Below are 21,866 nucleotides of genomic sequence, written 5' to 3'. Positions count from 1 at the left end.
GGTGTCGCCAAGACAATAAAACAATACGGATTGAGCGCGATGGAAGCGTAGGTGACAAGTTTAGTACTAAGTCTGGTACTCATCATTATGGAAATAACAATAAAGTGTCAGGATTGACCGATAAAAATAAAAGCCCCATGGAAGTTTAATAATAAAAACAATATGGAAAGGCTCAGGGAAGTAACAATAAAAACAAAATGGAAGACAGCATAATAAAAATAATAAAGACTTAAAAGTCGAAGGGAGAAGTGTCCAGTTTTGAGACGCTCAGATTAGTAGGCGGTAGGGAGCAATCTCTACCGTCTTTTTATTTATGCCTACAAATAGACCTGCTACAATACGCCCCTTAATTAATATTCTGTAAGTCAGTCGTGCAAATAAACTCATCATGTGGCCTGTGTGGTGGTGTGAAGATTACACATTACCATCAGGATAAATTGCGTCATTATTGGCAATGTGAATGCTGCCAGTTGGTATTTGTGGACGAAAGTGAACGATTGACGCCACAGCAAGAGAAAGCGATTTATGACAGCCATCAAAACGATTTAGGTGACGAGGGTTATCGGCGTTTTCTTTCAAGGGTGGCAGACCCCATACTAGCGCGTACTTCTCCGCCTGCTATAGGGCTGGACTTTGGCTGTGGGCCGGGCCCTTTGCTTGCACATATGCTTACAGAAGCGGGACATAAGATGTCAGTATATGACCTATACTATGCTAATGATCCTGAGGTACTTACGGGGCAATATGACTTTATTAGTTGTACCGAAGTGATAGAGCATATTGCACAACCCAAAAGCATTTTGAGCCAGCTGTTTTCATTGTTAAAACCCGGAGCACCTCTGGTGTTAATGACTAAGCTGGTAATAGACAAGACACGTTTTGCAACATGGCACTACAAAAATGATCTCACCCATATTTCGTTTTTTAGCCGCAAAACATTTGCATATGTGGCACAAATTTATGGCAGCGATATCGAATTCGTTGGTAACGATGTCATTATCTTAACAAAACCAGAGGTGCTCGTAGCACCGAGTGAAGAAATATTATGACCAGAAAGAAGAAAACCCGTAAGGTAGCCAGTAATGGTACGCCAAGATTGAGTAAAGAAAAACTCAAAGAGCTCCGAGCAATAAAGGAGCAGCGTACTAAGAAAACCAAAGGGGCGAAACCGGGCTCACGTAATGCCCAAGAAGCAAAAGTGAATAAAGAGCAAACCACGAATAATGGCGCGAAAGATCAGCGCGTAGGTAGTAAAAAGCCTGTTCCGTTGGTTGCTCAAGCATCAGAGCACACGCAAGAACCTGTGATGAAGCGTCATTTGCAACCTCAAGTAGAGTTGAAGAAAGTTAAACCAACATTGTCACCGGAACAAGAACTTGAGCAACTTGAAAATGACGAACGCTTAATGTCGTTATTAGAGCGTCACGAACGTGGTGAGTTATTAACTGGCAAAGATGCGAAATACTTCAATCGCTCAGTTGCGCGCCATCAGGAGCTTTGTGAGTTATTAGGCTTGGATGACGAGTTTGAAGAGCAAGACATGATTGACGATGATCCGTTAGCGGAATTTATGAGTAATGACTTAGCGGATGAGTGGTTAACTGACGAAGACGAGGAAAGGTAATGTCTACTGGGCTGGTAATTGCCGTAATCTGTGGTGCAGCTATCATTGCAGGGTTATCGTTTTATGCGGGCAAATTGCTATGGCAATTAAAAGAGCAAAAAGCGCTGATTGCAAAGCACCAAGCGGAGCAAGCTGAAAAACTCATGCAAGCTCGCCAACAGCGCAACGCCAAACTTGCCGATAGTATTAATCTATTGGCCAGAGCCATGAAAGAAAAACAGTGCGAATATTCTGAAGGGTGTTTGCGGGTGTGGGTACTGATCTCTCAATACAGTTTTGCCGATGAGGTTAAATTGCCAGAAGTTTACCCGGGTGTGCATCAAATGTATGAAGTGGTCAAAGACATGCCCACACATGATGCGCGGAAAAAGTATTCAAAGAAAGAAGTATTCAAGATGGATACTACACGCTGGCGTGCAGAAGAGCAGCTAGAGCAAGCGATATTAGATGATTGCGAAAAGCTGGTCGCGCAGTTTCAGGCACTGCCAGGTAGTGAGAACGTTGTATTCCAGTAAGCGTATTGATATATCTGATATGAGTAAAGCGACCAAATGGTCGCTTTACTGCTTTTGGCTGCCACATTTTTATATTTGCTAACGGATAGATCCGTAAAACACTTATATTCAGAGCAATAGCGGTATATATCCATAGCGGTTATTTTGTTGCAATTTGCAGCTTGGCATCGTGCAAAAGCTATGTGACACTAATACAGGGAATTAAAATAATATGATTGAGTGCTGTGTGTTTGGCGTTATAAACGCTCAATCACAACAGACTTGAATTGGTCAAACGGTGACATGAATGTCGAAAATCAAAGCATGGGAGCTTGTTGGCTTGTTTTTGGTTGTGTGTTTACTGAGTGCGTGCTCTTCAAAAGAAGAGCAATTACAGCAGTCCATCACGCAATCAATTCAACAGGCAGAGACAGAGCTCATAGAATTAAAAGCTGCGCTGGAACAGGGTAGAATTCGTAATGCCACCTTGTTAAAAGAGTATCAAAAAGTATTGCAACAGCAGCGCCCTGAACTATTGCAAATAAGCACGTTAATCGCGCAAGATGCCACGAGTCAAGGACCGCTCTACACAGGCCTTGCCAATCGTCTCACAGACATTAAAAACCTACCAAAAACGCCGCCTAGTGAAGATACTTTGTTACGCTTAGATGTGTTACATGAAGCGATGAAACCCAGTTTGTTCAACGATGCATTGACGGATCCAATCAACATGTTAGCGGATATGTCAAATGGTGCGCTGGCAAGGGTGGGAGCAATTAGTCAGCGTGCTGAAGGGGAAGGAGCGGGAAATCAGCTCGTTGGCAACCCAAATTATGGTCAGTGGCAAACAAACGACAATGGCATGACGTTTTGGCATTGGTATGGCATGTATCGTTTATTAGATGATGTCTTTGATGCGGTAGAGTACGGCGGTTGGAGTAAACGTCGAAAATACAGTTATTACCATGATTATGGACGCTATCGCTATTCAAGTCCTAAACAGATCAAAACACAATCCGCCTTGGAAACTCGCACACGCCAGTCCTATCAGCGCCAAGGCAAACAATTTACTAGCCCTTACGCCAAAAAGCGCAGCGGCGCCTCAGGCTTAAGCCGAAGTAGCTACACACCCGTGCGCACACGTAGCAGTTATGCAAGTACCAGCAGCTATAGTAAAAGTGGCTCGGGGACGGTGCGAAACAGTAGTAGCCGAACATCTCGTGGCGTAAGTCGTGGCAAGTAATGCCGCGTGTAAAGAACAATTGTTGGAGTTATAAAAATGTACGAATTAAATGGAATAGCGATGTGGTCTTTACAAGCCTTGGCCATTGATTTTGTAATCATTATCGCATTATTTGTGAGCCTAAAGTTTATTAAGGGCTGGGTATCAAACCTACATGCCAACGACGAGATCACTGAGCGAGACAACTTTGCCTTTGGTATTAGCTTTGCGGGTGGGCTTGCTGCTCTAGCAATTGTGCTGACGGGCGTTAGTAGTGGCTCATTTGCGCCATCTTTGAGCCAAGAAGCGCTGCTGATGGGAGGATATGGACTGCTGGCTATTGTTCTCATCAAATTAGGTCATTTTTTCCAGGACAAAGTCGCATTACCTAAGGTGAGCCTGCACAGTGAGATTGCAAAAGGTAACACCACAGCCTCATTGATTGACTTCGGCCATGTGGTGAGCGTTGCAGTGGTTATTCGCTCTGCGTTATTGTGGGTTGCAACCGAGGGCTGGCATGGTCTACCCATTGTGATTGCTGCGTTCATTATTGCCAACATTGCACTGTTGTTGGTGAGCCAATATCGCGTGCAGTTATTTAAACGAACGAACCGCAGCGGTGATTGCCTACAGCAAGCAATTGTTGATGGTAACTTAGCGGTTGGCGTGCGTTATGCGGGCTTTTTAATTGGCAGTGCGCTGGCTGTCACGGCAGCTTCTGGGATAGCGCCGTATGCGGCTGATAATTTACTGGTTAGCTTAACTAGCTGGGCATTAAGTGCGCTGATCAGTTTGGTTGTGTTTATTCCCCTTCACTTATTGACGATAAAAATCATTTTGGCTGGCTGCGATATCTCAGATGAGGTTAATCGCCAGAAAAATGTAGGGGTTGCGACCGTATCCGCAGCCATCTCTTTTGCCATTGGCATCAGCATGGCGACGTTACTTGGTGCATAATCTTGTCTGAATCGACCATAGGCCCAAGCCGTAAAGAACTACTTGGGCACGACTTTTTACTGATCACTGTGATGGCCGTACTTGCTGGATGCGGCCTGATCTATGAATACTTACTTTCTCACTATGCCGGACGAGTGTTGGGGTCGGTTGAAAGTGCCATTTATGCCATGATTGGCACAATGATAGTCGCGATGGGGATTGGCGCTTTTTTGGCAAGGTGGTTCAAAGATGCGTTTACCGCGTTTGCTTGGCTAGAAAGCATCATCGCGCTGGTTGGTATGGGCTGTATTTTGGCTATCGCCAGTGTGATTGCAGTCAGTTATTCCTTACCGCATTTATTTTCTTCAATTTTTAACTTGCCAGCGGATGTTGTGCTCAACGGGTATGTGTTTGAAAAACTCCAACAGGTAGCGAGATTTTTACCCTATGTGTTTGGGTTATTACTAGGCATGCTCATAGGCATGGAAATACCACTGATCGCGCGTATTCGCCAGCAGGTGTATGGGCGCTTTTTGGAAAACAATGCAGGCACAATTTATGGTGCTGATTATATTGGTGCGGGAGTTGGCGCTGCCATTTGGGTCAGCATTATGTTGGCCATGCCGATAATGCAGGCGGCAGCTTGGACTGCGTTGTTCAATATTGTGGCTGGCTTGGCGTTCTTATGGCGCTATCATCAGCATGTTCGCTATGTCAAAGTATTGGTTGTCTGCCATGCCTTATTATTGGTGCTTTTTGGTTTCGTGTTGCTGTTTGGTAGTAGCTGGATGAAGGATCTGAGCAATGTGCTTTACAAAGACAAGGTCATTTATTCTGAGGCGACCAAGTATCAGCATGTGGTGCTAACAGAGCGCTTAAGTCGCAATCAAAGCGAGCCTATCACGGATCTTTATCTCAATGGTCGGTTGCAGTTCTCAAGCGTTGATGAGCAGATTTATCATACCATGTTAGTGTACCCAGCCATGCTCGCTTCTAATCGCCATGATAAGGTATTGATCATTGGTGGAGGTGACGGGCTGGCACTCAGAGATGTACTTAAATGGCCTGTAAAAAACGTGACATTGGTGGATTTAGATGCACAGCTACTCAATCTGTTTGGCTATGCGGGTGAGCAATACAACGCGCCCGATCATATAAAGCAAAGACTCGTGCAATTAAATAGCTCAGCCATGTCAGACCCAAGAGCCAATATTGTCGTGGCTGATGCATTCTTGGAGGTTGAAAACCTATTAGCTCAGGGCGCGCTGTTTGACACTATCATTGTGGACTTGCCAGACCCAAACCATCCTGATTTAAACAAACTTTATAGCGACTACTTTTACAACCATTTGCGGCAACTATTGGCAGCAGATGGAGCCATGGTCGTGCAGTCAACTTCTCCATATCACGCGAAAAAAGCGTTTATCAGCATCGCAAAAACAGTGAAGTCAGCGGGGTTTAGTCATGTTGAACAATATCAGCAAAATGTGCCCTCATTTGGCCAATGGGGGTGGACGATAGCAACTAAAGCGGGTAGTTCAGCCAGTGCCAGAGTACGTCGGGCAGAGCAACTACCCGTTGCATCACGCTGGGCGAGCAAAGAATATTTGCTGGCTGCGTTCGTATTTCCAAGCCAATTCTTTGCGCTAGAGAAGCAGATTGATGTTAACCAGCTAGGGTCAGGCGTTTTGTACGACTATTATCGTCAGGCTTGGCAGATAGAAAATGAGCTGTATAAAAATTAGTTCGAAAGGTTGACATAATATGTCAGCCGTGCAACTCTTAACTAAGACATAATATGTCAAATTAATAAGGCGATAAAATGGAATTAAATGAACTTTCAATCAAACTGGCTGCTTTCGAAACCGAAGGGGTAGGCTTTGAATCATTTATGATAGCCAACCCTGAGCAACAAGATGTTTTGCAAGTGATTGTAGATGGCAACGATGAATTGCCAATTTTTGTCACACAGACACAAGAACAGTTGCTTTGTATTAGTTATTTGTTTGCTGATGAAGAAGTTAAAGGTGAGCTTAAAGATGAGCTTAATGAAACGCTATTGCGTTTGAACGTACCTATTCCACTCAGTGCATTTGCCAAAGTTGACAATCGCTATGCAATCTTTGGTGCCTTGTCGGTTAACTCGTCATTTGATGATATTACTCACGAATTAGTGACACTTGCAGATAATGCGATAGAAGCGCTAGATGCCGTTACCCCTTATTTAAAAGATTAAATAAGTTTTTAGGAGTTAAGATTATGAGTATTTTAAAAAAATTATTCACAGCTGTGCGTGGCGGTGCGCGTGAAGCCGGAGAAGCAATCATAGATGCTAACGGTATTCGTATTTTTGAACAAGAAATCGCAGATGCTAAGAATGCGCTAGAAAAAGCGAAGCGCAGCTTGACCGAAGTGATGGCGAAAGAAATGCAGACATCACGCAAAGTCAAAGCCCTAGAAGATTCGATTGCGGAGCACGAAGGTTATGCAGGACAGGCGCTTGAACAAGGGAACGAAGCACTCGCACTTGAAATAGCAGAGAAGATTGGTGATTTTGAAACCGAAAAAGCCGAACATGAAGAGGTACTCAATGGCTTTAGCCAACATATTGTGGCTTTAAAGCAACAAGTAAAAGAAGCGGAAAAATCGATAAAAGAAAACCAACGCCAGCTAAGCATGGTTAAAACCACCGAAAGCGTTCAACAAGCAACGATGGCGGTCAATAGCACATTAAACACCAACAGTTCATCAATGACATCAGCAAAAGCTTCATTGGAACGTATCAAGCAGCGCCAGCAAGACCGCCAAGATCAACTCGGGGCGGCGAAAGCACTTGAATCGCAAACTAATGGTGACGACCTAAAAGCCAAAATGGCGCAAGCGGGTATAGGTGCAAGCAACCCAAAAAGCGAAGACATTTTAGCACGTATCAAAGCAAAGAAAGGTCAGTAACCCAATCGGGGGGCGCTATTTGTTCAGTGAGCCCCTGCCATTTTTTAGGTGAGATATGTTTAATTTTTTTAAGAAAAAAACAGCACCGACACGCCAACTAACTGAACCTTCTCAGTTAAAAGTGGGTGACATGCTGACATTGATAGACTCCTTCGCATATCCAAAATGGTTAAAAGGCCAAAGCTTACGAGTCATTGCTGTGCATACTTATCAGTATCAATATGGCGCTGAATATGAAATGGTTTTGGAAAACAGTTCAGGCCAAGTCGTGTTTTTGCAAATTGAGCAAGAAGATGGTGAGCAGTGGGCAAACTTTTCGATAAAAATTGAGCGTGACGACGTCGACGAGATTTTCACCTTAGATGAATTTGCCAGAATATTTGACGAAGAAGCTTTGACACAAATTAGTGTTGCAAACACGCCCGAGCGATTTAGCCAGTTCTTAGCGCGTAGCTACCATCAAACTCAAGCTCCTTTTGTATGCTATTTTCATCAACGTGATTATCGTCAACAGTCTTTACCTCAATTTGAGCAACAAGGCGGTGAGCCTTGCGAGGTGATTTGTTTGGCATCAGATGATGACAAACACAGCTTAAATATAGAGATTTGGGATGGCGGTGAAACGGATGTGTCTTTAACGCTTAGCAGACCGATATCAGATATTGTAGAACTGTTTCCAGGGAGTGACTAAGTGAGTGATGCTAAAGCGAAATGGCAACGCCAAGAGCAGGCCGTAAGGGCAACGCAAATGGCGTTTGATCTCAGTAGTGAAGTACAAAAGTCAATCAAAAAGCAGGCAATCGATGAGGAGCTGACCCCCTCGGATATGATCCGAAAAATCCTCAGCTTGGAAGTAAAATCTAAAAAGACTCGGCAGCGCTTGTCTTTTAATCTCAGTAACGAAGAAATCGCATTGCTCGCCGAGCGCTTTGGCGTTAACGCTGACGATAAACGTGCTGTTAAGCAGCGCGTGGCTGAACTATTAATTGCTCATACACAGTAAATCGGCAGGCGTGGTTTACTGTTTGCAATTGCAAATGATTCCTACTTACCAAACATTCATGAAGATATACTTGTTTCAATAAGACCATTCATAGTATTTATAGTCACTATTAAGCGCCAGTTTCAGTTGCAAGATTTTCATCTATACTCAAAGGCCTTATAATTAACCACCGGAATTTATCGGTCTTGTCTGTATGAACAATCACATAGACTAGACGATTCACGTCACCAAGAGGGCAAAATTGTGCTTCAAGAATATCGTAAACATGTAGAAGAGCGCGCAGAGCAAGGGATCGTACCTAAGCCGTTAGACGCACAACAAACTGCAGACCTTATTGAATTAGTAAAATCACCAGTAGCAGGTGAAGAAGAATTTATCCTAGACCTTTTAGTTAACCGTGTACCACCAGGTGTGGACGATGCCGCTTATATCAAGGCGGGTTTTTTAGCGGCAGTGGCTAAAGGTGAAGCGACATCACCACTTGTGAGCAAAGAATACGCAGCAGAATTGCTAGGTACTATGCTAGGTGGTTACAACATCGCACCTATGATTGACTTACTTGATGACGAAGCGCTTGCGCCTATCGTTGTTAAAGGTCTTTCAAACACATTATTAATGTTCGATGCGTTTTATGACGTAGAAGAAAAAGCGAAAGCAGGTAACGAATTTGCTAAGCAAGTTATTGAATCATGGGCGAAAGCTGAGTGGTTCCTTAACAAGCCAGCAGTTGCTGAGAAAATCTCTGTGACTGTATTTAAAGTAACAGGCGAAACAAACACTGATGATTTGTCACCAGCACCAGATGCTTGGTCACGTCCTGATATCCCGCTACACGCATTAGCCATGCTGAAAAACGCGCGTGATGGTATCAACCCAGAGAAAGACGGTGAAATTGGTCCAATCTCACAACTTGAAGAATTAAAAACAAAAGGCTTACCATTGGCGTACGTTGGTGATGTTGTAGGTACTGGTTCTTCTCGTAAATCAGCGACTAACTCGGTACTTTGGTTCATGGGTGATGATATCCCGTTCGTACCAAATAAACGCGTTGGTGGTGTTTGTCTAGGCGGTAAAATCGCACCTATCTTCTTCAACACTATGGAAGACTCTGGCGCATTACCAATCGAGCTAAATGTTGATGAATTCAACATGGGCGACCAAATTGACATCTATCCATACGAAGGTGTGGTTAAGCGTCACGGTACAGATGAAGTTATCTCTACGTTCACACTTAAGTCAGATGTAATTCTTGACGAAGTGCGTGCAGGCGGTCGTATTCCATTGATCATCGGTCGTGGTTTAACAGATAAAGCGCGTAAATCTCTTGGCTTAGAAGCTGAAGATATTTTCCGCAAGCCAGCACTTGTGACTGATTCAGGCAAAGGCTTCACGCTTGCTCAGAAGATGGTTGGTAAGGCATGTAACATGCCAGGTGTTCGTCCAGGTCAATACTGTGAGCCTAAGATGACGACTGTTGGTTCTCAGGATACGACAGGCCCAATGACACGTGACGAGCTTAAAGACTTAGCATGTCTAGGTTTCTCAGCTGATTTAACGATGCAGTCATTCTGTCACACATCAGCTTATCCTAAGCCAATTGACGTAAACACGCACCACACACTCCCTGATTTCATCATGAACCGTGGCGGTGTATCACTTCGCCCAGGTGACGGTGTAATCCACTCTTGGTTAAACCGTATGTTGTTACCAGATACAGTAGGTACTGGTGGTGACTCGCATACACGTTTCCCTCTAGGTATTTCATTCCCTGCGGGCTCTGGTGCAGTTGCTTTTGCGGCAGCAACAGGTGTTATGCCATTGGATATGCCAGAATCAATCTTGGTTCGTTTTAAAGGTGAAATGCAACCGGGTATCACATTACGTGACCTAGTACATGCTATCCCTTACTACGGTATCAAAGAAGGTCTATTGACTGTTGAGAAGAAAGGTAAGATCAACGAGTTTTCTGGCCGCGTACTTGAAATCGAAGGTGTTGAGCACTTAACCGTTGAGCAAGCGTTCGAACTATCAGACGCATCGGCAGAGCGTTCTGCGGCAGGTTGTACTGTTAAGCTATCTAAAGAGTCAATTGCTGAGTATCTTGAGTCAAACATTGTGATGCTTAAGTGGATGATCTCTGAAGGTTACGGCGATGTACGTACCATTGAGCGTCGTATCACCGCAATGCAAGAGTGGCTAGCAAACCCAGAACTGATGGAAGCTGACAAAGATGCTGAGTACAAGCATGTACTAGAAATCGACCTTAGCGAAATCAAAGAGCCAATCTTATGTGCGCCGAATGACCCTGATGATGCACGTCTTCTTTCTGATGTAACAGGTGAGAAGATCGATGAAGTATTCATCGGTTCTTGTATGACAAACATTGGTCACTTCCGTGCCGCTGGTAAATTATTAGACGGTTACACAGGTCGTATCCCAACACAGCTTTGGGTCGCTCCACCAACTAAGATGGATAAAGACCAACTCACTGACGAAGGTTACTACGGGATCTTCGGCCGTGTTGGTGCGCGTATTGAAACGCCAGGATGTTCATTGTGTATGGGTAACCAAGCACGTGTTGCTGACAAAGCAACGGTAGTGTCTACCTCTACTCGTAACTTCCCGAACCGTTTAGGTACTGGTGCAAATGTATTCTTAGCGTCAGCAGAGCTTGCAGCAGTTGCTGCAATCATAGGTAAATTACCGACTCCAGCTGAGTATCAAGAGTACGCAGCGAAGATCAATGCAACAGCGGCTGATACATACCGTTACTTGAACTTCCACAAGATGCCTCAGTATACGAAAAAAGCTGATGGCGTAATCATTCAGCAAGCTGTTTAATCACAGTCATTGCTAAAAAAGCCGGTGTTAACACCGGCTTTTTTTGGTCTGAGTTTAGGTTGAATTTTGTGCTGGAAAACTTAAATTAAATAGCCAGTTTTAATTGTTTATGTGGATGGTTAATCCAATATCGATGCCAAATACTGGGTAAATTAAACAGAATTTATTTTATTTTCGATTAGAATTGTCGCTAATTTCACACTAATAGGCGACAGCAAAATGACAGCAGTAAACAACCAGAATCTGCTTCAACTGCGTTTTATCCAACAGGCGCATATCGAAGCAGTTAAGCCCTCATTTGATCAACTTCCCGACAATCCTTATGCAGATGGTGCATTTCGTAAACGTCGTTATTCGGTGCTTAAGTTTGCCGATGATGCCGTGAGCTTACAGCCAACCAAAGCATTTGTTCAGGATGACTCAATAAACACCTTCCAAGGCAATGTTGAGCGCGTATATGAAAACCTAGAAACGAGTTTAATCAACAGTGATGGCTTTAAACATCTGCTGCGTGAGTTTAAACAGATGACCGGCATTGATGATGAGCGTGATATTGAAGTGCATCAATTCCGTATGCTGGCGATTGAGTCTGATACACCACCTGCACCGGAAGGTATTCATCAAGACGGCTTCGACCACGTGTGTGTCTGTGGTGTTTCTCATGAAAATATTGCCGGTGGTGAGCTGCTTGTTTATGAGAATAAAGAATCAGAGCCATGTTTTAAAATGGAGATCAAAGACGGTTTGTTTGCGCTGATCAACGACCGTCAGGTATGGCACAACGCAACGCCAATGAATAAGCTTGATGCCGACCAAGTTGGCTATTTAGACTGTTTCGTATTTACAGCGTAGGACAGAGCATGGAACTTACTCAACTTCGTCGTCAGTTTCCTGCGCTTATGCAACAGGTTAACGGCCAATCACCCATCTTCTTAGATGGTCCAGGTGGCTCACAAGTGCCTCAATCAGTGCTCAGCGCCATGTCGGCATATTTAGGTTATTTTAACTCCAACTTGGGCGGCGCATTTTTCTCAAGTGAGAAAACCGTTGCCTTGATGGACACCGCTCGCCAAGCTGTTGCTGATTTACTCAATGCACCAAGCAAAGAGCAAATCGTGTTTGGTGCCAACATGACCAGCCTGACTTTTAGTTTTAGTCGTGCCATTTCTCGTCAATGGCAAGCTGGTGATGAAGTGATTGTGACTAACGCAGATCACTATTCTAACGTGTCTTCTTGGCGCTTAGCGGCCCAAGATAAAGGTGCGACAGTGAATGCCGTACGCATCAATGAAGATGACTGTACGCTTGATCTTGACCACTACAAAAGCCTGCTTAATGAAAACACTAAGCTCGTTGCTGTGACATACGCCTCTAACACCACAGGCTCAATAAACGACATTAAGCAGATTGTAGAGCTTGCGCACCAAGTTGGTGCGTTGGTCTATGTTGATGCGGTACATTATGCCCCGCATGAGTTGGTTGATGTTCAAGCGCTAGAGTGTGACTTTTTAGCTTGCTCGGCTTACAAATTCTTTGGCCCACATGTCGGTATTGTCTACGGGAAGCGCGAACATTTAGAAGGGTTCACGCCTTACAAAGTGGAACCCGCTAAGGATGTGATCCCTGGTCGCTGGGAGACAGGGACACAAAGCTTTGAAGGTCTAGCCGGGGTCGTTGCAGCCATTGACTATATCGCTTCACTCAGCGGGATGACAGAAGATACGCCACGTCGCGAACGTTTGGCGGAGGCGTTTGCTAAAACCAAACAGCATGAAATGGCGCTCAGCGATTACTTTTTAACGCGACTGGCAGAATTCCCACAGATTTCGTTATTTGGTATCGCCGATAAAGCACGCTTAGCAGAGCGCACACCGACCTTCGCTTTGACGTTCAAAGACATTGAGCCGCGAGCAGTGTCTGAGTTTTTGGGTAAGCAACACATGTGCGTTTGGGATGGTAATTTCTATGCACAGGGCTTATGTGAACAACTCGGTGTCATGGACAAAGGCGGCGTCGTGCGCATTGGTTGTATGCATTACAACACCATCGAAGAGCTAGAAAAATTATTCAATGCATTCGAGCAGTTACTCGCAAAGTAACTCTTAATTGCAATGAAAGTAAAGGTCGAATATAGATTCGACCTTTACGATATAACCGTTTTTATGAGGGTTCGTAACCTATACACCTCATTCAATGCCACTAGATTTCACATCCCATCACTTATTCATAATATCAGCGAAAATTGCCTAATATTTTGCTTTATCACATATTATCTTCAATAAAGCTGCTGAGAGTGTTAATTCTAACACTCATCCCTTCAATAATTTGGTCTTTGACTTTTTCTCTTATTACAGAGGGGAGGCGGGTCATGGCATCGGGTGTGATGGCCAGTAAAATACTGTCTTTAACGGCTTTTGCACTGGTGGAGTGCTCGCGATGACAAATAAAAGCCCCTTCACCGATAAACTCCCCAGGCCTGATCCGACCTAGCTCATGAAGCTGACTACTTTTAAAAATCACCAGCTCTCCACTGAGTACAATGAATAGGCGATTATCAAGCTCAAAGCGTTTGAAGGCGTGGCGGTTGGCGTTCACCAAGTAAAGCCGACCAAAAGACTCCAATAATATTTGTCGCTCGGCAATGCTAAAGTCTTTGAAAAAATCGAGCCGATTAATGATCTCTAATTGTTTTATAAGAGGCACATTTTCAAGTAATTTCATTGGTTTCAGTCGCCTTATGGTTTATCACTAAATAGTGGCGGCTTTTGCAAATAGGGTCAATGAAATTTTATGGAGTTGATACTAAGGATAACCGCTGGCAGATCCCGTCTGTGACTGAGAACCGCATGGGGTAGTGCGTGAAGGCTTCAAAAGGTGAGTGCTTAGACTGGCACAAAGGTACCAGCCTATCGAGCCTTACTCCTGAATATTTCTTTCTTTGAGCTTTCTAGTCAAGGTGTTGCGCCCCCATCCTATCTTGAGCGCAGCGTCTTGTTTGTGTCCATGACAGGCACTGAGTGCGGTTTTGATCAGGCGCACCTCTAGTTGAGCCTGTACCGCTGGCCAAATGTTTTCCTTACCTTGTTTGAGCTCTTGATTTAACCATTGTTGAAATGCATCTAACCAGTCGCCTGTTGCCTCATCGGTGACGGCCTGATTGTTGAGTTCATCAGGTAAGTCGTGTGGACCAATCAAATCACCTGGTGCCATCACGGTCAGCCATCTACAGGTGTTTTCTAGCTGACGTACGTTACCGGGCCAGTGGTATAGCCGCATTACATCAATAGCCTCGTCGTTGAGGACCTTACATTCCACTTGCAGCTCTTTAGCACTGCGACCTAAAAAGTGTTGGGCAAGCTTGGCAATGTCCTCAGGGCGCTCTCTAAGCGCAGGTAGCTTTAAGCGCACCACATTGAGACGATGGAATAAATCTTCTCGAAATTGGCCTTTTTTTACCAACTGCTCTAAGTCCTGATGCGTGGCTGCAATGATACGCACATCGACTTTAACACTTTGATGGCCGCCTACTCGGTAAAATTCACCGTCTGCTAGCACCCGCAGCAAGCGAGTTTGCACATCCAATGGCATATCACCAATTTCATCTAAAAAGAGGGTACCGCCATTCGCTTGCTCGAAGCGCCCTCTACGTGTGCTATCGGCACCAGTAAACGCCCCTTTTTCATGACCAAATAGCTCAGACTCCACTAAGTCTTTTGGAATAGCAGCCATGTTGAGCGCAATAAACTCTTTCTCTTTTCTTGGGCTGTGATTGTGCAGGGCACCTGCTACTAACTCTTTACCAGTGCCTGATTCGCCATTAATTAACACGCTCATGCTAGATGCAGACAGCTTGCCTATCGCTCTAAAAACCTCCTGCATAGCAGGCGCTTCACCAATAATGTCTGGGTGCTTTTGCTCTTGGGTTTGGCGTTTGGTTTTACGTGCTTGCTGGCTGGCTTGATAGGCTCGTTCAACTAATGATGTGGCTTCGTTTAAATCGAAGGGTTTAGCAAGATATTCGAATGCACCTTTTTGAAATGCATTTACAGCGGAGTCCAAATCGGAATGCGCGGTCATGATGATCACAGGCAGACTTGGATATTGTGTGACAATCTCTTCTAGCAATGCCATGCCATCTAAGCCCGGCATTCTGACATCAGAAATCAACACAGCGGGTTGGCTGTATTGCAAGGCTGTTAATACATCTTGGCCGTTGGCGAAACTTTCGGTGTTAAACCCTGCGCGAGATAGTGCCTTGTCTAAAACAAAGCGGATTGAAGCATCATCATCCACGAGCCAAACTGTTTTCATTACTTGCTCCCCGTGCCGTCGTCGTCAAACGGCAAGTAAATATTAAATTCTGTATGTCCGGGCCAGCTGTCACAGTCGATCATGCCACCATGTTGCTCAACAATCGTTTGTGCAATGGATAAACCCAACCCAGAACCACCTTCCTTGTTGGTGATCATGGGATAGAATAAGGTATCCTTTAGCTCTTCGGCGATACCCGGTCCATCATCCGTAATTTTTACCAACAATGCTTTTTTCATCAAGCGCTCACCACGCCTCATGCGGTGCTTAATCCGCGTCGTTAAGGTGATGGTGCCTGCACTTTCTAGCGCTTGTTGAGCATTTCTCACGATGTTTAGCACAACTTGTTGTATTTTCGCTTGGTCGATCACAATATCGGGTATGCTTGGGTCATAGTCTTTTAATAATGTTATTTGACTGGCGTTGTCCAACATACTCAACTTAATAACGGACTCGAGCGTTTGGTGAATGTTGCACGGCGCTTTTTTGGGCAATTGATTGGGCCCAAGCAGCCTGTCCACTAACTCGGTTAATCTGTCCGCTTGTTCTATGATCAACTGTGCACATTGATCGCGTTCTTGCTGACAGGTCTCGTACTGCAATAATTGCGCCGCTCCTCTAATTCCACCTAAAGGATTTTTAATTTCGTGTGCCAAACCTCTTATCAGTGTTCGTGCCGCTTGGTATTGATGCATTTGGTTGGAGGCTTGATCAAAACGAACTTCATCATCGATACGACGACACTCAAGTAAAATAAAGGTTTGTTGTTGGTGGTTGATGCGTCTTGCGTGCAGGTTGATTGTGGCAGCTCGATTATCCACGAACACCACGTCTACCCTGTGCTGCTGGCAATCAACCCCATCATTTAAGGCGTATTGTGACAGGCGTTCAAAGTCAATATGGTGATGGCTAAATATGTTGTTAATCGGCTGGCCGATGAGTCGTTTAATACCCAGTCCAAATAACTCACTGCTGCTGTTATTGGCATAATGGATCACAAACTCTTTATCTAGCACTAACACGCATGTGGATAGGTTATGCCATAGGGCACTCAGCATAGGGTGGGTACTTTGTACCATGTTGGGTCACCTGTAGAATCTCTTGCACCAATTTGGTGCACTATAACATGCACCATTTGATTGGGCTATGGGTTGATACGGCTGGTTTTGTGCAAATAAAATGTACTTTGTGGGCTGGTTGCAATTCTCGTACCGTGCTCATCAAACAGATACATAACCAAATGGTGCTCGCCACGCTCTAAATTGTGTAACGCAAAAGTGGTGTTGGTTTGCTTGTCACTAACGAGTTGGCCGTTGAGTGATAGTTGTACGGTTAAGCCTTTGCTAAAAACAGGTTTGACTTGTCCGCTTACATACACGGTGCCAGTGTTTTCTCTGAGTGTTTGTTGATGCCCAGGGGAGGAAATTTTCAGCTCGTATTGCACCGCTTTGTTCACTTTTTTGGGTTTAAGAATTGAGGTATCGGTCGTTGGCATACTAAGGGGTTTATTTAAACTGATTTTTTCCGACCCTGCGCGGGGAACATCAGAAAATACCCAGTTGCCATTTTCGTCTTTCCAGCGGTAAACCTGTGGTTGTGAAGCCGTTGCGCAGAACGTTAGTATCATAGTGCATACCAACCAAATCCGTATCATTAATCAGGCCTCTTACTCTCGACTCGTTTGGTAATACTCTAGTATGAAACAGATAGATTTACCATTAAAAAAGCCCGCTAAAGCGGGCTTGAGAACACATATGATTTAATTGCGCGATTAAACGCTGTAGTACATTTCAAACTCAACTGGGTGAGTTGTCATGTTCAGTTTTTCCACTTCTTTTGACTTAAGTGAGATGTAAGCATCGATTAAGTCGTCAGTGAAAACGCCACCTTGAGTCAAGAACTCACGGTCAGCGTCAAGGCTTGCTAGTGCTTCGTCTAATGAAGCTGCAACGGTTGGGATCTCTGCTGCTTCTTCAGCAGGTAGATCGTATAAGTCTTTGTCCATTGCGTCGCCAGGGTGGATCTTGTTCTTAATGCCGTCAAGGCCAGCCATAAGCATTGCTGAGAACGCAAGGTATGGGTTAGCTGTAGGGTCAGGGAAACGTACTTCGATACGACGAGCTTTTTCTGACGGTACAACAGGGATACGGATTGAAGCAGAACGGTTACGAGCTGAGTAAGCAAGCATTACTGGTGCTTCGAAGCCTGGTACCAAACGCTTATAAGAGTTGGTAGATGCGTTTGCAAATGCGTTGATTGCTTTAGCGTGTTTGATGATACCACCGATGTAGTAAAGAGCATCTTCAGAAAGACCGCCGTACTTGTCGCCAGCGAAGATGTTTTTGCCATCTTTAGCAAGAGATTGGTGACAGTGCATACCAGAACCGTTATCACCTACGATTGGCTTAGGCATGAAGGTTGCTGTTTTGCCATATAGGTGAGCCATGTTATGGATAACGTACTTCATTTCCTGAATTTCGTCAGCCTTAATTACCATCGTGTTGAAGCGTGTTGCGATCTCATTTTGACCTGCTGTTGCTACTTCATGGTGGTGTGCTTCTACAACGTGACCTAGCTCTTCAAGTACTAGACATGTAGCTGAACGCCAGTCTTGTGATGAATCAACAGGAGCAACAGGGAAATAACCACCTTTTACGCCTGGACGGTGACCTGTGTTACCGCCTTCGTAGTCTTTATCAGAGTTCCAAGATGCTTCTTGTGCGTCGATTTTATACATCGAACCTGACATATCTGTTTTATATTTAACATCGTCAAATAGGAAGAATTCTGGTTCTGGACCGAACAATACGGTGTCAGCAATACCAGTTGAACGCATGTACTCTTCTGCGCGCTTAGCAACAGAGCGAGGGTCACGCTCATAGCCTTGGTGTGTGTTTGGTTCTACTACGTCACAGCGAACGATAAGTGTTGTTTCTTCTGCAAACGGGTCTAGCTTTGCTGATGCAGGATCTGGCATTAATACCATGTCAGATTCGTTGATGCCTTTCCAACCTGCGATTGAAGAACCATCAAACATTTTACCATCTTCGAAGAAGTCTTCATCGGCTTGGTGATGTGGGATAGAAACGTGTTGCTCTTTACCTTTTGTATCAGTAAAACGTAAATCTACGAATTTAACGTCATTTTCTTTGATAAAATCTAAAACCGATTGTGACATGTGTCCTCCGACTCGTTGGGTTTTTTAAGCTTGCTGCATTCTAATGCGATTGCGCTGTTTGTAAGCTTAATTTGTGCCATTTTTTCAACTTCATGATTCTTAAGTGTTTCTTGTTTTGATGCACCAGAGTGTATCGTAGTTATGCACCAAAATGATCCATAAATGCACAGGGTTGGTGCATGGTGAGTATAGTGCAACTTGACTATATTCCCAGCTTACACTTGTCCATTTGTTGAGAGTTTACGCTTGTCATCACTTTTACATCTTGATGTTTTATTGTTGCTGTTTATTAGTGTACTAAACGCCTCTTTATATGCTTCGGCTACGTTAAATTTAGGCTATGCTAAACTGAATATCGGCCATAAAGTACACAATTTATGCTTAGTGATTAAAAAATAATGCTGCATAAACTTTCATCTACCGCGTTATTAGGGGATAATACGCCACTTTAAATCCTGGCGGTCTACTTTTATGGACTGTTTTGTGCAATTTGGTGCACAGGATTAACCCACTCTTTCGAGTAATTATCTGAGTTATAGACATGAGTATTGAAAAATTACGTAATATCGCGATTATCGCCCACGTAGACCACGGTAAAACCACCCTAGTTGATAAGCTACTAGAGCAATCTGGTACACTAGAAACACGCGGCGGTAACGAAGAACGTGTAATGGATTCAAACGATATCGAGAAAGAGCGCGGTATCACTATCCTAGCTAAAAATACAGCGATTGAGTGGAATGACTACCACATTAATATCGTTGACACTCCGGGACACGCCGACTTCGGTGGTGAAGTAGAGCGCGTTCTGTCAATGGTTGACTCAGTATTACTACTGGTTGATGCACAAGAAGGCCCAATGCCACAAACGCGTTTCGTAACGCAAAAAGCATTCGCATTGGGACTAAAGCCTATCGTTGTTATCAACAAAATCGACAAGCCAGGCGCACGTCCTGATTGGGTAATGGATCAGGTTTTCGACCTGTTTGACAACCTAGGTGCAACAGATGAACAGCTAGATTTCCAAGTTATTTATGCATCAGCAATCAATGGCTGGGCAACACTTGATTTAGATACTCCGTCTGACAACATGCAACCGATGTTTGAAGCAATCGTAGAGCAGGTTGCTGCACCAGATGCAGACCCTGCTGGTGGCTTCCAGATGCAGATCTCTCAATTAGATTACAACTCATATATTGGTGTAATCGGTGTAGGTCGTATCAAACGTGGTACGGTTAAAGTAAATCAGCAAGTGACTATTGTGGGCGCAGACGGCAGCAAGCGTAATGGTAAAGTTGGCCAGGTACTAACTTACTTAGGTCTTGACCGCCATGAAGCACAAGAAGCACAAGCTGGTGACATTATTGCCATCACAGGCTTAGGTGAGCTGAAGATCTCTGACACAGTATGTGATGTGAACGCGGTTGAAGCCCTACCGGCGCTGTCTGTTGATGAACCAACAGTAACCATGACTTTCTCTGTTAATACTTCACCGTTTGCGGGTCAAGAAGGTAAATTCGTGACTTCTCGTAACATCCTTGAACGTCTACAAAACGAGCTAGTACATAACGTTGCATTACGTGTTGAAGAGACTGATAACCCTGATAGCTTCCGTGTTTCTGGTCGTGGTGAATTACACTTAGGTATTTTGATTGAAAACATGCGTCGTGAAGGCTACGAGTTAGCGGTATCACGTCCTGAAGTAATCCTACGTGAAGTAGATGGTCAGTTAGAAGAACCGTTTGAAACGGTAACGGTTGACGTTCAAGAAGAGCACCAAGGTTCTATCATGGAGCAACTTGGTCTACGTAAGGCTGAGATGACAGACATGGCGCCAGATGGTAAGGGTCGTGTACGTTTAGACTTTGTCATGCCAAGCCGTGGCTTGATCGGTTTCCAAACTGATTTCATGACCTTGACATCAGGTTCAGGCCTCATGTACCACACGTTTGATCATTACGGTCCGCACAAAGGTGGTTCAATCGGTAAACGTAAGAACGGTGTATTAATTGCCAACGCGACTGGTAAGGCTCTAACTAACGCACTATTTAACCTACAAGAACGTGGCAAATTGTTCATCGGTCACGGTGTTGAAGTTTACGAAGGGATGATCATCGGTATTCATAGCCGTGATAACGACCTAACTGTTAACGCACTTAAAGGCAAGCAGCTAACGAACGTGCGTGCATCAGGTACTGATGAAGCGCAGACACTTGTGCCACCTATCAAGATGTCACTTGAGCAAGCACTTGAGTTCATTGATGATGATGAGCTAGTTGAAGTAACACCTGAGAATATTCGTATTCGTAAGAAGTTACTAACGGAAAGCGAGCGTAAGCGCGCTAGCCGTCAAGCAAAAGATTAATTTCGATTGTTGAATAAAAAACGCCGCTACATAGCGGCGTTTTTTTATGTCTTTGTTAAAAGAGTCCATAGCTTTCTGTTTCTTCTGGCTCATACCCTTGAAGGTGCTCGGGGCGAAAAATTGAGCTGGGGTCAATGAGTACACTGTGGGTGCTGCCACGTTTAATGAGCCCTTGCATCATCTTTTTGGTTTGCGGGTCGATTTCAAAGCCGATATTGGTAATTTCACTCAAGGACTTTATTTCATCTTCTTCGCAATGAATGTTGTCTTCCACTTGGTCAACCAATAATCCGATATGTGGTTTGTGACCATCTTGTGTGGTAAATACGATAATGGGTTTGTGATCTAGGCTAATTTGCTCACGTGCGGATTCAAATAGGCGCATTAACTTGATGTATGTAGTTGCACGTTCTCTTTCTAACATTGTTATGGCCTGTTGCTTTTTATCCTGTTCACATAATGTCAGTAGCTTATCAGCCAGTGCATGTAACCTATCATGAGGTTCTTTAAAGCGACCCAATATGGCTTTTAAGTCTTCATTTTCTGTTTTAAAACTAGAAAGCCACTGTCCAAAGGTACATTGTTTGGGATCTCTTGCTTTGTCAAAGTCTTGGCCTTTAATAACACTTCGCTCGAGTGCTTGTAACCACTGTCTGTGTTCTTCTTCTCTTTCTTTTAGTAATTCAACCAGTGCGTTGTTAATATCATAAGATGAGCGTTTATTGAGAATGATGCCCAAGTCGAAAATGGGAGTGGGTGTACCCATGTAATCTTTTACCCCAAGAAAGCTGGGATTTTCATTGGGCAGAGTGGTTAAATCTCCTTCATAGCGTTCCGTGAGCAGAATATCCAGAATCTTCAGTGAAATAGTTTTTTGTCCGACTCGGAAATTGATTAAATCCATATTTTCCTCAACTTGCGCATTGGTTTTGTTTAAGGA

Annotated in this window: 20 protein-coding genes; 14 read left to right on the top strand and 6 right to left on the bottom strand. The window is 44.2% G+C overall.

All coding sequences use genetic code 11. The annotated features are described in order from the left end of the window. Nucleotides 1–371 precede the first annotated feature (371 nt). The 13 genes from L1070_RS13775 (at nucleotide 372) to L1070_RS13715 (ending at nucleotide 13,171) form a co-directional block, all read left to right on the top strand. Nucleotides 372–1,049, top strand: coding sequence for a methyltransferase domain-containing protein (locus L1070_RS13775; RefSeq protein WP_237125938.1), 678 nt, complete (start codon nucleotides 372–374; stop codon nucleotides 1,047–1,049). Next, a complete protein-coding gene (gene yihI, locus L1070_RS13770) occupies nucleotides 1,046–1,624 on the top strand; it encodes a Der GTPase-activating protein YihI (RefSeq protein WP_070986440.1) in 579 nt (192 codons plus the stop codon). Before L1070_RS13775 ends, yihI begins: the two co-directional genes overlap by 4 nt. Further along, the gene (locus L1070_RS13765) at nucleotides 1,624–2,139 is read left to right on the top strand and encodes a DUF2489 domain-containing protein (RefSeq protein ID WP_070986439.1); all 516 of its coding nucleotides are present in this window, start codon (nucleotides 1,624–1,626) and stop codon (nucleotides 2,137–2,139) included. Before yihI ends, L1070_RS13765 begins: the two co-directional genes overlap by 1 nt. A gap of 286 nt (nucleotides 2,140–2,425) precedes the next feature. After that, nucleotides 2,426–3,361 carry a CHAD domain-containing protein gene (locus tag L1070_RS13760; protein WP_237125937.1) on the top strand — a complete coding sequence of 312 codons (936 nt, stop codon included), beginning with the start codon at nucleotides 2,426–2,428 and terminating at the stop codon, nucleotides 3,359–3,361. Nucleotides 3,362–3,397: 36 nt separating this feature from the next. Beyond that, a complete protein-coding gene (locus L1070_RS13755; RefSeq protein WP_237125936.1) occupies nucleotides 3,398–4,297 on the top strand; it encodes a DUF350 domain-containing protein in 900 nt (299 codons plus the stop codon). 2 nt (nucleotides 4,298–4,299) lie between these two features. After that, a complete protein-coding gene (locus L1070_RS13750; RefSeq protein WP_275423284.1) occupies nucleotides 4,300–6,021 on the top strand; it encodes a polyamine aminopropyltransferase in 1,722 nt (573 codons plus the stop codon). 77 nt (nucleotides 6,022–6,098) lie between these two features. After that, nucleotides 6,099–6,512: a DUF2170 family protein gene (locus L1070_RS13745; protein ID WP_237125935.1), complete on the top strand. Its 414-nt coding sequence runs from the start codon at nucleotides 6,099–6,101 to the stop codon at nucleotides 6,510–6,512. Nucleotides 6,513–6,535: 23 nt separating this feature from the next. After that, the gene (locus L1070_RS13740) at nucleotides 6,536–7,228 is read left to right on the top strand and encodes a PspA/IM30 family protein (RefSeq protein ID WP_070986434.1); all 693 of its coding nucleotides are present in this window, start codon (nucleotides 6,536–6,538) and stop codon (nucleotides 7,226–7,228) included. 55 nt (nucleotides 7,229–7,283) lie between these two features. Continuing rightward, on the top strand, nucleotides 7,284–7,919 hold the full coding sequence (locus L1070_RS13735) for a hypothetical protein (protein WP_237125933.1): 636 nt from the start codon (nucleotides 7,284–7,286) through the stop codon (nucleotides 7,917–7,919). Continuing rightward, the gene (locus L1070_RS13730) at nucleotides 7,920–8,231 is read left to right on the top strand and encodes a hypothetical protein (RefSeq protein ID WP_070986432.1); all 312 of its coding nucleotides are present in this window, start codon (nucleotides 7,920–7,922) and stop codon (nucleotides 8,229–8,231) included. Nucleotides 8,232–8,474: 243 nt separating this feature from the next. After that, entirely contained in the window at nucleotides 8,475–11,072 is a 2,598-nt protein-coding gene (acnB, locus tag L1070_RS13725; protein ID WP_070986431.1) for a bifunctional aconitate hydratase 2/2-methylisocitrate dehydratase, read from the top strand. Between the two features lie 219 nt (nucleotides 11,073–11,291). After that, nucleotides 11,292–11,924: a 2OG-Fe dioxygenase family protein gene (locus L1070_RS13720; protein ID WP_237125932.1), complete on the top strand. Its 633-nt coding sequence runs from the start codon at nucleotides 11,292–11,294 to the stop codon at nucleotides 11,922–11,924. 8 nt (nucleotides 11,925–11,932) lie between these two features. Further along, nucleotides 11,933–13,171: a cysteine desulfurase-like protein gene (locus L1070_RS13715; RefSeq protein WP_237125931.1), complete on the top strand. Its 1,239-nt coding sequence runs from the start codon at nucleotides 11,933–11,935 to the stop codon at nucleotides 13,169–13,171. A 163-nt stretch (nucleotides 13,172–13,334) separates the two neighbouring features. On the opposite strand, the gene L1070_RS13710 is transcribed toward L1070_RS13715, so the two are convergent. The 5 genes from L1070_RS13710 to glnA form a co-directional block, all read right to left on the bottom strand. Beyond that, entirely contained in the window at nucleotides 13,335–13,793 is a 459-nt protein-coding gene (locus L1070_RS13710) for a cyclic nucleotide-binding domain-containing protein (RefSeq protein ID WP_070986428.1), read from the bottom strand. A gap of 195 nt (nucleotides 13,794–13,988) precedes the next feature. Beyond that, nucleotides 13,989–15,383 carry a nitrogen regulation protein NR(I) gene (gene ntrC, locus L1070_RS13705; protein WP_237125930.1) on the bottom strand — a complete coding sequence of 465 codons (1,395 nt, stop codon included), beginning with the start codon at nucleotides 15,381–15,383 and terminating at the stop codon, nucleotides 13,989–13,991. Then, complete coding sequence (glnL, locus tag L1070_RS13700; RefSeq protein ID WP_237125929.1) at nucleotides 15,383–16,462, bottom strand: nitrogen regulation protein NR(II); 1,080 nt, start codon at nucleotides 16,460–16,462, stop codon at nucleotides 15,383–15,385. Before glnL ends, ntrC begins: the two co-directional genes overlap by 1 nt. A 65-nt stretch (nucleotides 16,463–16,527) precedes the next feature. Next, on the bottom strand, nucleotides 16,528–17,010 hold the full coding sequence (locus L1070_RS13695; protein ID WP_237125928.1) for a DUF4124 domain-containing protein: 483 nt from the start codon (nucleotides 17,008–17,010) through the stop codon (nucleotides 16,528–16,530). 144 nt (nucleotides 17,011–17,154) lie between these two features. Beyond that, entirely contained in the window at nucleotides 17,155–18,561 is a 1,407-nt protein-coding gene (glnA, locus tag L1070_RS13690; protein ID WP_070986424.1) for a glutamate--ammonia ligase, read from the bottom strand. Between the two features lie 541 nt (nucleotides 18,562–19,102). Here glnA and typA point away from each other — a divergent pair. After that, nucleotides 19,103–20,926 carry a translational GTPase TypA gene (gene typA, locus L1070_RS13685; protein WP_070986423.1) on the top strand — a complete coding sequence of 608 codons (1,824 nt, stop codon included), beginning with the start codon at nucleotides 19,103–19,105 and terminating at the stop codon, nucleotides 20,924–20,926. Between the two features lie 55 nt (nucleotides 20,927–20,981). Here the strand turns inward: typA and L1070_RS13680 are convergent, their stop codons facing one another. Then, entirely contained in the window at nucleotides 20,982–21,830 is an 849-nt protein-coding gene (locus L1070_RS13680) for a CZB domain-containing protein (RefSeq protein WP_237125927.1), read from the bottom strand. Between the last annotated feature and the right edge of the window lie 36 nt (nucleotides 21,831–21,866).

Origin of the sequence: Pseudoalteromonas sp. MMG022, assembly GCF_021654245.1 — a bacterium.
GTDB classification, from domain to species: Bacteria; Pseudomonadota; Gammaproteobacteria; order Enterobacterales; family Alteromonadaceae; genus Pseudoalteromonas; species Pseudoalteromonas amylolytica.
This window is presented reverse-complemented; position numbering and strand designations above follow the sequence as displayed.